Origin of the sequence: Auraticoccus cholistanensis, from assembly GCF_009742705.1 — a bacterium.
Taxonomy (GTDB): domain Bacteria; phylum Actinomycetota; class Actinomycetes; order Propionibacteriales; family Propionibacteriaceae; genus Auraticoccus; species Auraticoccus cholistanensis.
This window is the reverse complement of the sequence record NZ_WPCU01000005.1, coordinates 572,132-580,784: the sequence shown is the minus strand read 5'-3', so window position 1 is coordinate 580,784 and position 8,653 is coordinate 572,132. Positions and strand designations below refer to the sequence as shown.

The 8,653-nt window shown below is 74.4% G+C and carries 11 protein-coding genes; 5 read left to right on the top strand and 6 right to left on the bottom strand.

Annotated elements, in window-relative coordinates; genetic code table 11:
* The 4 genes from GC722_RS08610 to GC722_RS08595 form a co-directional block, all read right to left on the bottom strand.
* Positions 1-799, bottom strand: a 799-nt coding sequence (locus tag GC722_RS08610) for an inositol monophosphatase family protein (RefSeq protein WP_156609839.1), incomplete at its 3' end; no start/stop codon positions are given.
* Between the two features lie 22 nt (positions 800-821).
* Positions 822-1,844 (bottom strand): ribosome small subunit-dependent GTPase A, encoded by a 1,023-nt coding sequence (gene rsgA / locus GC722_RS08605; RefSeq protein WP_408609307.1) that lies wholly within the window; start codon positions 1,842-1,844, stop codon positions 822-824.
* Complete coding sequence (aroA, locus tag GC722_RS08600) at positions 1,838-3,229, bottom strand: 3-phosphoshikimate 1-carboxyvinyltransferase (RefSeq protein WP_156609525.1); 1,392 nt, start codon at positions 3,227-3,229, stop codon at positions 1,838-1,840. Before aroA ends, rsgA begins: the two co-directional genes overlap by 7 nt.
* A gap of 29 nt (positions 3,230-3,258) precedes the next feature.
* Positions 3,259-3,831: a DoxX family membrane protein gene (locus tag GC722_RS08595; protein ID WP_156609524.1), complete on the bottom strand. Its 573-nt coding sequence runs from the start codon at positions 3,829-3,831 to the stop codon at positions 3,259-3,261.
* Between the two features lie 105 nt (positions 3,832-3,936).
* On the opposite strand from GC722_RS08595, the gene GC722_RS08590 reads away from it, so the two are divergent.
* Both GC722_RS08590 and GC722_RS08585 read left to right on the top strand, forming a co-directional pair.
* On the top strand, positions 3,937-4,701 hold the full coding sequence (locus tag GC722_RS08590; RefSeq protein ID WP_156609523.1) for an SOS response-associated peptidase: 765 nt from the start codon (positions 3,937-3,939) through the stop codon (positions 4,699-4,701).
* Positions 4,698-5,417: an alpha/beta hydrolase family protein gene (locus tag GC722_RS08585; protein WP_156609522.1), complete on the top strand. Its 720-nt coding sequence runs from the start codon at positions 4,698-4,700 to the stop codon at positions 5,415-5,417. Before GC722_RS08590 ends, GC722_RS08585 begins: the two co-directional genes overlap by 4 nt.
* Positions 5,418-5,451: 34 nt before the next feature.
* On the opposite strand, the gene aroQ is transcribed toward GC722_RS08585, so the two are convergent.
* Positions 5,452-5,907, bottom strand: a complete 456-nt coding sequence (aroQ, locus tag GC722_RS08580; protein ID WP_156609521.1) for a type II 3-dehydroquinate dehydratase — start codon at positions 5,905-5,907, stop codon at positions 5,452-5,454.
* 178 nt (positions 5,908-6,085) lie between these two features.
* Here aroQ and GC722_RS08575 point away from each other — a divergent pair, with 178 nt between their 5' ends.
* Both GC722_RS08575 and rsrA read left to right on the top strand, forming a co-directional pair.
* Entirely contained in the window at positions 6,086-6,736 is a 651-nt protein-coding gene (locus GC722_RS08575; protein ID WP_156609520.1) for a sigma-70 family RNA polymerase sigma factor, read from the top strand.
* Positions 6,733-7,038 carry a mycothiol system anti-sigma-R factor gene (rsrA, locus tag GC722_RS08570; RefSeq protein WP_156609519.1) on the top strand — a complete coding sequence of 102 codons (306 nt, stop codon included), beginning with the start codon at positions 6,733-6,735 and terminating at the stop codon, positions 7,036-7,038. Before GC722_RS08575 ends, rsrA begins: the two co-directional genes overlap by 4 nt.
* An 89-nt stretch (positions 7,039-7,127) precedes the next feature.
* Here rsrA and GC722_RS19485 read toward each other — a convergent pair whose 3' ends face one another.
* Complete coding sequence (locus GC722_RS19485) at positions 7,128-7,202, bottom strand: 50S ribosomal protein bL37 (protein WP_369797015.1); 75 nt, start codon at positions 7,200-7,202, stop codon at positions 7,128-7,130.
* Between the two features lie 179 nt (positions 7,203-7,381).
* Between GC722_RS19485 and GC722_RS08560 the strand changes: the two genes are divergently transcribed.
* On the top strand, positions 7,382-8,653 hold a 1,272-nt coding region (locus GC722_RS08560), incomplete at its 3' end, for a histidine kinase N-terminal domain-containing protein (protein WP_231747551.1).

Sequence of the window (8,653 nt, the reverse complement as noted above, 5' to 3'; positions counted from 1 at the left end):
CGGTGGGGTTGAGCCGCCCGACGACGGCCTCGTGCAGCACGCCGTTGGTCGCGCACGCCCCGGGGCCCACCGGGCCGGGCTCGCCGGCGACGTTGGTGAACCGGCCGCCGGCCTCGTCCACGATGACGGCCAGCGCCGCCATGTCGTGCAGGGCCAGCTCGGGCTCGCAGGCGATGTCGACCGCGCCCTCGGCCAGCAGCATGTAGCTCCAGAAGTCGCCGTAGGCGCGGGTGCGCCAGCAGTCGCGGAGCAGGTCGACGAAGGGCTGGCCGTGCCCGGAGGTGATCCAGCCGCCGATCGAGCTGTAGGACAGCGAGGCGTCGCTGATCGAGGACACCTCCGAGACCGAGATCCGGCTGGGCGACATCAGCGACTTGCCGGCGAAGGCGCCGCCGCCGCGGCTGGCCCACCAGCGCCGGTTGAGCATGGGGGCGCTCACCACGCCGAGGGCCACCTCGTCGTCGATCATCAGCGCGATGAGGGTGGCCCAGACCGGCACCCCGCGGACGAAGTTGCGGGTGCCGTCGATCGGGTCGACGACCCAGCGGCGCGGTCCCCAGCCGGTGTCCTGGCCCTCCTCGCCGTGCACCGCGTCCCGGGGGCGGGCCTTGGCCAGCGTCCGGCGGATCGCCTCCTCGACCGCCACGTCGGCGTCGGTCACCTCGGTCATGTCGGGCTTGGCGCTCACCCGCAGGTCACGGGCGCGGAACCGGCTGGTGGTGATGGAGTCGGCGTTGTCGGCCAGCAGGTGCGCCAGCCGGAGGTCGTCGGTGAGGTTCTGCGAGGGGGACGGCACCATGGCGCGAGGCTATCGGGTCCGCTCAGGGATGGGCCTCGGCGCTCAGCCGCGCGTCCAGGATGCGTCGGAAGCTCTGCAGCCGGGCCGGGGCCAGCCGTCCCCGGGTCACCGCCAGGTCCAGCCCGCAGTCGACGGCGGTGCTGTCGTGGCGGCAGCCCCGCGGGCACTCCTCGGTGCTCTCGGCCAGGTCGGGGAAGGCGGCCACGATGCGGGCCGGGGTGACGTGGCTCAGCCCGAACGAGCGCACCCCGGGGGTGTCGATCACCCAGCCGGCCTCGCCGGCGGAGCCGTCGAGGTGGGGCAGGGGCAGCGCCACCGCGGAGGTGGAGGTGTGCCGGCCGCGCCCGGTGGCGGCGTTGACCTCGCCGACCGCCCGGTCCAGGCCGGGGATGAGCGCGTTCACCAGGGTCGACTTGCCCACCCCCGAGTGCCCGACGAAGACGGTGGTGCGCCCGTGCAGCCGCTCCCGCAGCTCGCCGAGGTCGGATCCCGGCTGGGTGGTCAGCACGGGCACGTCCAGCGGCTGGTAGGCCGCCAGCAGCTCGTCGGCCGGGGCGAGGTCGGCCTTGGTCAGCACCAGCAGCGGGTCGAGCCCGGCGTCGTAGCCCGCGACCAGGATCCGGTCGACCATCCCGGTGCGGGGCGGCGGGTCGGCCAGCGCGGTGATGATGGCCAGCTGGTCGGCGTTGGCCACGACCGGACGCTCGAAGGGGTCGTCGTCGTCGGCGGTGCGGCGCAGCACGGTGCGCCGCTCCACCACCTCGACGACGCGGGCCAGGGTGCCCTCCTCGCCGCTGGTGTCGCCGACCACCCGGACCCGGTCCCCGACGATGACCGCGGCGCGGCCGAGCGCCCGGGCCTTGGTGGCCGAGACCATCCGGTCCCCGAGCCGCAGCCGGTAGCGGCCGCGGTCGACGGTGATCACCGTCGCCACCTCGGCGTCGGAGTAGTCCGGGCGGTCCTTGGTACGGGGCCGGGTGCGGCGCCGGGGACGGTCGAAGCCGGCGTGGTCGTCGGAGTGGATGCCGCTCCGGTTCCTCACGATCCTCCCGGGCCGTCCGCTCCCGGACGCACCTGGGCGGCCAGCCACTCGTCGCTCTGGTGCAGCATGTCCAGCCACAGCTCGGGGAACTGCGGCATGGTCTTGGCCGTGCAGGCGATGTCGTCCAGGGTGACGTCGTCCACGATCAGCCCCAGCAGCGCGCCCGCGTGGGCCATCCGGTGGTCGGCGTAGGTGCGGAAGGTGCCGCCGTGCAGCAGCCGCGGGTGGATGGTCAGCCCGTCGGCGGTCTGGTCGACGTGCGAGCCGAGCCGCTCGAGCTCGGCCTCCAGGGCGGCGAGCCGGTCGGTCTCGTGGCCGCGGATGTGGGCGACGCCGCGGATGTGGCTGGTCCCCGGCGCGAGGGCGCAGACCGCGGCCACCACCGGGGTCAGCTCGCTGGCGGCGGAGAGGTCGACGTCGATCGCGCGCAGGTGGCCGGTGCCCGTCACGGTGAGCCCCTCGGCGCCCAGCTCGACCTCCGCCCCCAGGTCGGTCAGCAGCCCTGGCAGCAGCGCCCCGGGCTGGTCGGTCTCGCGCGGCCACCCGGTCACGGTGACCCGGCCGCCGGTGATCGCCGCGGCGGCGAGGAAGGGTGCGGCGTTGCTGAGGTCGGGCTCGACGGTGACGTCCCGGGCGGCCACCGGGCCGGGCCGGACCACCCACCGGTGCGGGGTGGAGTCGTCCACCTCGACGCCGCGCTCGCGCAGCATCGACACCGTCATGGCGATGTGCGGCAGCGAGGGCAGGGTGGCGCCGACGTGGCGGATGTCGATGCCGAGCGGCAGCCGGGGCCCGACCAGCAGCAGCGCCGAGACGTACTGGCTGGAGCTGGAGGCGTCCACGACCACGGGACCGCCGGGCAGGTCCGGGCGGCCGGTGATGGTGAACGGCAGGCCGGTGACGTCCTCGCCGATCCGGGCCCCGATGTCGATGAGGGCGTCGATCAGCGGTCGCATCGGCCGGGCGTAGGCCTGCTCGTCACCGTCGACGAGCACCTGCCCGGCGGTGGCGGCGGCCAGCGGCGGCACGAACCGCATCACCGTGCCGGCGAGCCCGCAGTCGATGGTGCCGCGCATCTCGAACCCGGGCGGGGCGGGGGTCACCCGCCAGGTGGGTCCGTCGTCGTCGATCTGCACGCCGAGCACCCGCAGCGCGTCGCGCATCAGCTGGGTGTCGCGGGCGTCGAGCCCGCCGGTGATGGTGGAGGGCCCGTCGGCGATGGCGGCGAGCAGCAGCGCCCGGTTGGTCTCCGACTTCGAGCCCGGCACCGACACCACCGCGTGCACGCGCTCCTCGGCCCGGGGGGCCGGCCACGCCCCGGCCGCCCGTCGCGGCGCGGCCGGGGTCGTCCCGGTCTCCCGCCTCAGCTGCGCTGCCGGGTCGTCCATGCCCTCGTCCCGCGTCCTGGGGTCATCACTCAGTCGAACTTCTTCTCGACGCGCCTGGCCGCCTTCTTCGCGTCCTTCTTGGCGGCGGCGGCCTGCTTGGCGAGCTTGCGGCCGGCCTTGCGGGTGCGGCGGGCGACCTTCTCGCCGCCGGCGTTGGCCCGCCAGACCAGGCTGGGCTTGCCCTCGGTGTCCTGGGCGGCCAGCAGCACGCCGCCCAGCAGGGCGACGTTGGTGCCGAACTCGCGGCGCTGGCGGCCGTCGTCGTCGGTGGCCCGGTTGCGGCCGAAGGGGAGCGTGGCCAGCAGCTGCGGGACCACCGAGAGCGCCAGCAGCACGGCGGCGGGCCGACGCGCCTTGCCGGTGGCCAGCGCGAGCCCGCCGAGCACCTGCCCGAGCCCGCCGAGGCGCACCAGCGTGGTGGTGTCGGTGGGGATGTAGGAGCCGACGGGGCTGGGAGCGTACTTCTGGGCCAGCGGCACGAGGCGGTCGGTCACCGGTTCGGCGACGGCGACGAGCTCCTGGGGCTGCCGGACGGCGTGCACCCCGCGGGACACGAACAGGCTGGCCAGCATGGACCGGGCGGCGAATCGAGGCAGGCTCATGGGGCATTTCTACCCGTTCGGCCCCGCGCCAGCCACACCGGGGCCGCTCCGGGCGGGTCGGCGGCCTCCGCTGCGGATGTCGGCGGCGGGGGCTAGCGTGGCGGCATGTGCGGGAGGTACGCGGCCACGGCCAACCCTGACGAGCTGGTCGAGGAGTACGAGGTCGACGAGGTCACCGGGGCGTGGGGCGGCCCGAGCTGGAACGTGGCGCCCACCGACCCGGTGCCGGCGGTGCTGGAGCGGGTGGACAAGGAGAGCGGGGACGTCCGGCGCCGGCTGAGCCCGCTGCGCTGGGGGCTGGTGCCCAGCTGGTCCAAGGACGTGTCCGGCGGCGCGCGGATGATCAACGCCCGGGTCGAGACCGTGGCCGAGAAGCCGGCCTTCCGGCGCGCCTTCGCCACCCGGCGCTGCCTGCTGCCCGCCGACGGCTACTACGAGTGGTACACCTCCGAGCCGGCCGCGGGCGGCAAGCCCCGCAAGCAGCCCTTCTTCATCTCCCGCGCCGACGGCCGGCGGCTGTCGATGGCCGGTCTCTACGAGTTCTGGCGCGACCCCTCCGCCGAACCCGACGACCCGGCCGCCTGGGTGGTCTCGTGCACGGTCATCACCACGACCGCCACCGACGCGGTCGGCCACATCCACGACCGGATGCCGATGGTGGTGGCGGAGTCGGCCCGCGACGCCTGGCTGGACCCCTCGCTGACCGACCCCCGGGCGGCGCACGAGCTGCTCAGCGTGACCGAGGCCGAGCTGCTGCAGGCCTACGCGGTGGTGCCGCTGGTCAGCAACGTCCGCAACGACGGCCCCGAGCTGCTGACCCCGCTGGACGAGGAGCCGGCCGCGCAGGCCGAGCAGGACCGGCTGCTGTGAGCGGCGAGCTGGCGGTGACGACCGGGCAGGGCCCGGGCCGCTGGTTCCTCGACCTGCCGCCGGCCACCGCCCCGGTGGCGCTGGTGCTGCTGGGCCACGGGGCCGGCGGCGGGGTGGACGCCCGCGACCTGCACGGGCTGGCCCGCTGGCTGCCCGCCCGGGGGATCGCCGTGGCCCGGTTCGAGCAGCCGTGGCGGACGGCCGGGCGCCGGGTCGCCGACCGGCCGCCGCGGCTCGACGAGGCCTGGCTGGAGGCGGTGCCGCCGCTGCGGGCCGAGGTGGGGGAGGTGCCGCTGGTGGTCGGGGGCCGCAGCGCCGGTGCCCGGGTGGCCTGCCGGACGGCGACGGTCACGGGAGCGGCGGCGGTGCTGTGCCTGTCCTTCCCGCTGCACCTGCCCGGGCGCGACACCTCCCGGCTGCCCGAGCTGCTGGCCCCGGCGGTGCCGAGGGTGGTGCTGCAGGGCAGCCGGGACCCCTTCGGCGGCACGGAGGAGCTCCGCGGCGCGGTCACGGCGGGCGGGGCGGAGCTGGTGGGGGAGGGCGCCGCCGACCCGCTGGCCGGTGACGTGGTGCAGGTGCGTGACGTCCCCGACGCCGGCCACGACCTGAGGCCGGCGGCCCGGGCCGGGGTGGACGCGGCGGCCTGGCGCCAGCTCGTCGAGGAGGCGGCGCTGGCGGCGGTCGCCGCCGCGCTCGGCCGCCCGCCGGCGGCGTGAGCCCGCGTCCGGGCGGCCTCGGAGGGGGAGGGCCTCAGGCGGGGCGGGCCGGCAGCACCAGGGCCGCGATCCGCTGCAGCGCGAACTGGTAGCCCAGCACCCCGCAGCCCACGATGACCCCCGACGCGATGTCGGACAGGTAGGAGTGGCGCCGGAACTCCTCGCGGGCGTGCACGTTCGACAGGTGCACCTCCACCATCGGCAGCTCGGCGGCGACGACGGCGTCCCGCAGCGCCACGGAGGTGTGGGTGTAGCCGGCGGCGTTGAGGACGAGCCCGGCCGAGCGCCCCCGGCAGGCCTGCACCAGGTCGACCAGGCCGCCCTCGGAGTTGCTCTGGGCGAACTCGAGCCGCAGCCCCAGCTCGGCGCAGGTGCTGGCGCACAGCCGCTCGACGTCGGCCAGCGTGGCGGTGCCGTAGACGGCGGGTTCACGGGTGCCCAGCAGGTTGAGGTTGGGACCGTTGAGCACGGTGACGATCGGTGCGTCCATGTCTCCTCGCGAGCCGTCGGGGGTGGACAGTCTTGCACCGGGGGCGGGGTGGAGGGGAATACCGCGCGCCGGCGGTGGCGTTCTGCTGGACGTGATGGTGACAGAGCGCCGGCCCTCGCCGGCACAGCGGGGGGCGCCGGTGGGCGGCCCTGGGAGCTCGGCAGTACTGTCGTACGTGATGACTCTCCCCAGCACCCCTGACGAGGTCGACGTCCCCACCACGGCGGACGAGGTCGACCTGGCCACCGAGTCCGAGACCGAGCGTCGGGCCCGCTTCGAGGCCGAGGCCATGCAGTACCTCGACCAGCTCTACGGCGCTGCCCTGCGGATGGCGCGCAACCCGGCCGACGCCGAGGACGTGGTGCAGGAGACCTACGCCAAGGCGTGGGCCTCCTTCCACCAGTACACCCCGGGCACGAACCTGAAGGCCTGGCTGTACCGCATCCTCACCAACACCTACATCAACAGCTACCGCAAGCGCCAGCGGCAGCCGCAGACCTCCGACGCGGGCGAGGTGCAGGACTGGCAGCTCGCCCGGGCCGCGGAGCACACCTCCAGCGGCCTGCGCTCGGCCGAGACCGAGGCGCTGGACCGGCTGCCGGACTCCGCGGTCAAGGACGCGCTGCAGCAGCTGTCGCCGGACTTCCGGATGGCGGTGTACCTCGCCGACGTCGAGGGCTTCGCCTACAAGGAGATCGCAGAGATCATGGACACGCCGATCGGCACCGTGATGAGCCGGCTGAACCGGGCCCGCAAGCAGCTGCGCGGCCTGCTCGCCGACCACGCCCGGGAGCTCGGCATGGCACAGACGGGGAGTGAGCACCGATGACCGGACACGCGCACCAGCACGTCGAGCACACCTTCAGCGCGCTGGTGGGCGAGGACGGCGAGGTCCACTGCGCCGAGGTGCTGCAGCGCGTCAACGTCTTCATCGACCACGAGATCGACGAGGCCTCGGCCGACACGATCCGCCAGCACCTCGCCGCCTGCGAGCCCTGCCTGGACCAGTTCGACGTGGCCGAGGCGGTCAAGCAGCTGGTGCGCCGCTGCTGCCTCGGGGAGCAGGCTCCCGACTCGCTGCGGCTCAAGGTGCTCCGGGTGGTCGCCGACCAGGCCGACGAGCCCCGCTGAGCCCCCTGACGACACACCAGGCCAGGACACGACAGGGCCCCGTCACCGTTGCGGTGACGGGGCCCTGGTGCGTCTAGCTCTGCACGACCTCAGGCGTTGGGACGCTTGCCGTGGTTCGCGCCCTTCTTCCTGCGGGCGCGGCGCTTGCGGCCTGTCTTGCCCATCTGTGCCTCCTCGGTGCCTGTCTCGTCCAGCAGTCGCGCGGCCGGCACCCGTTCGCGGGGCCGATCGTGGCCGGTGTGCCCGGCCGGGCACGGTGGACCATTGTGCCAGAGCGCGCAGCGGTGGGGAAATGCGTGGCGCCGCTGACGGGCACGGTCCGGCACGCCACTAGGGTTCAGCCATGGCCAGGATGGCGGAGATCCTCAGTGAGCACACCGGTCTCGACCCCGAGCAGGCCGAGTACCTGCGCCGGCTCACCAAGGAGTGGCACCTCATCGCCGACCTGTCCTTCTCCGACCTGGTGCTGTGGGTGCCCGACCGCGACCCCAACATGATGTGGGCGGCCGCGCAGGTGCGGCCGGTCACGGGCCCCACCTGCCTGTTCGACGACGTGGTGGGCGACCTGATCGCCTACACGCCGGAGAACCTGGTCAGCGAGGCCTACTTCTCCGGCACGGTGACGCGCACCAGCGACAACAAGCTGCAGGCCGGCGTCCCGGTGAACGTGGTCGCCGTCCCCGTCTTCCACGACGGGGAGGTGATCGCGGTGATGGAGCGCTCCACCAACCAGCTGGGGGTGCGGGCGCCCAGCAGCCTGGAGGAGGCCTACCTCGAGATCGCCGACGTGCTCTGCGAGATGGTCCAGCACGACCAGTTCCCGATGTCGGGCACCTCGAGCAGCTCCTCCGACAGCCCCCGGGTGGGGGACGGGCTGATCCGCGTCAACGCCGACGGCGACGTCACCTACGCCAGCCCGAACGCGGTCAGCATCTACCGCCGGCTGGGCTTCAGCGGCGACCTCGTCGACGAGGACTTCTTCGAGTTCACCGACGAGCTGGCCCGCCGCGACACCAGCACCAGCGGCTCGATCGGTGCGGCGCTGTCGGGCACCGAGGCGGCCGAGTTCGACGTCCACAGCGCCGGCCACGACCTCCGGGCCCGGATCCTGCCGCTGATCTCCAACGGCGAGCCGGACGGGCTGCTGGTGCTGTGCCGCGACGTCACCGAGCTGCGCGAGCGCGAGCGCCGGCTGCTGGGCAAGGACGCCACCATCCGCGAGATCCACCACCGGGTGAAGAACAACCTGCAGACGGTGGCGGCGCTGCTGCGCATGCAGGCGCGGCGGATCCAGGCCCCGGAGGCCCGGGAGGCGCTGACCGAGGCCATGTCACGGGTGGCGGCCATCGCCTCGGTGCACGAGACGCTCAGCCAGAGCTACGACGAGGAGGTCGCCTTCGACGCCGTGGCCGACCGGGTGCTGCGGATCGTCGGCGACGTCTCCGCCCCGCAGGGCCAGGTGCAGGCCAGCCGGGTGGGCAGCTTCGGGATGATCCCGGCGGCGATGGCCACCAGCCTGTCGCTGGTGATGACCGAGCTGTGCCAGAACGCCGTCGAGCACGGGCTGGGCAGCGCGTCCGGGTCGGTGCTGGTGCAGCCGCGCCGGCTGGACGGC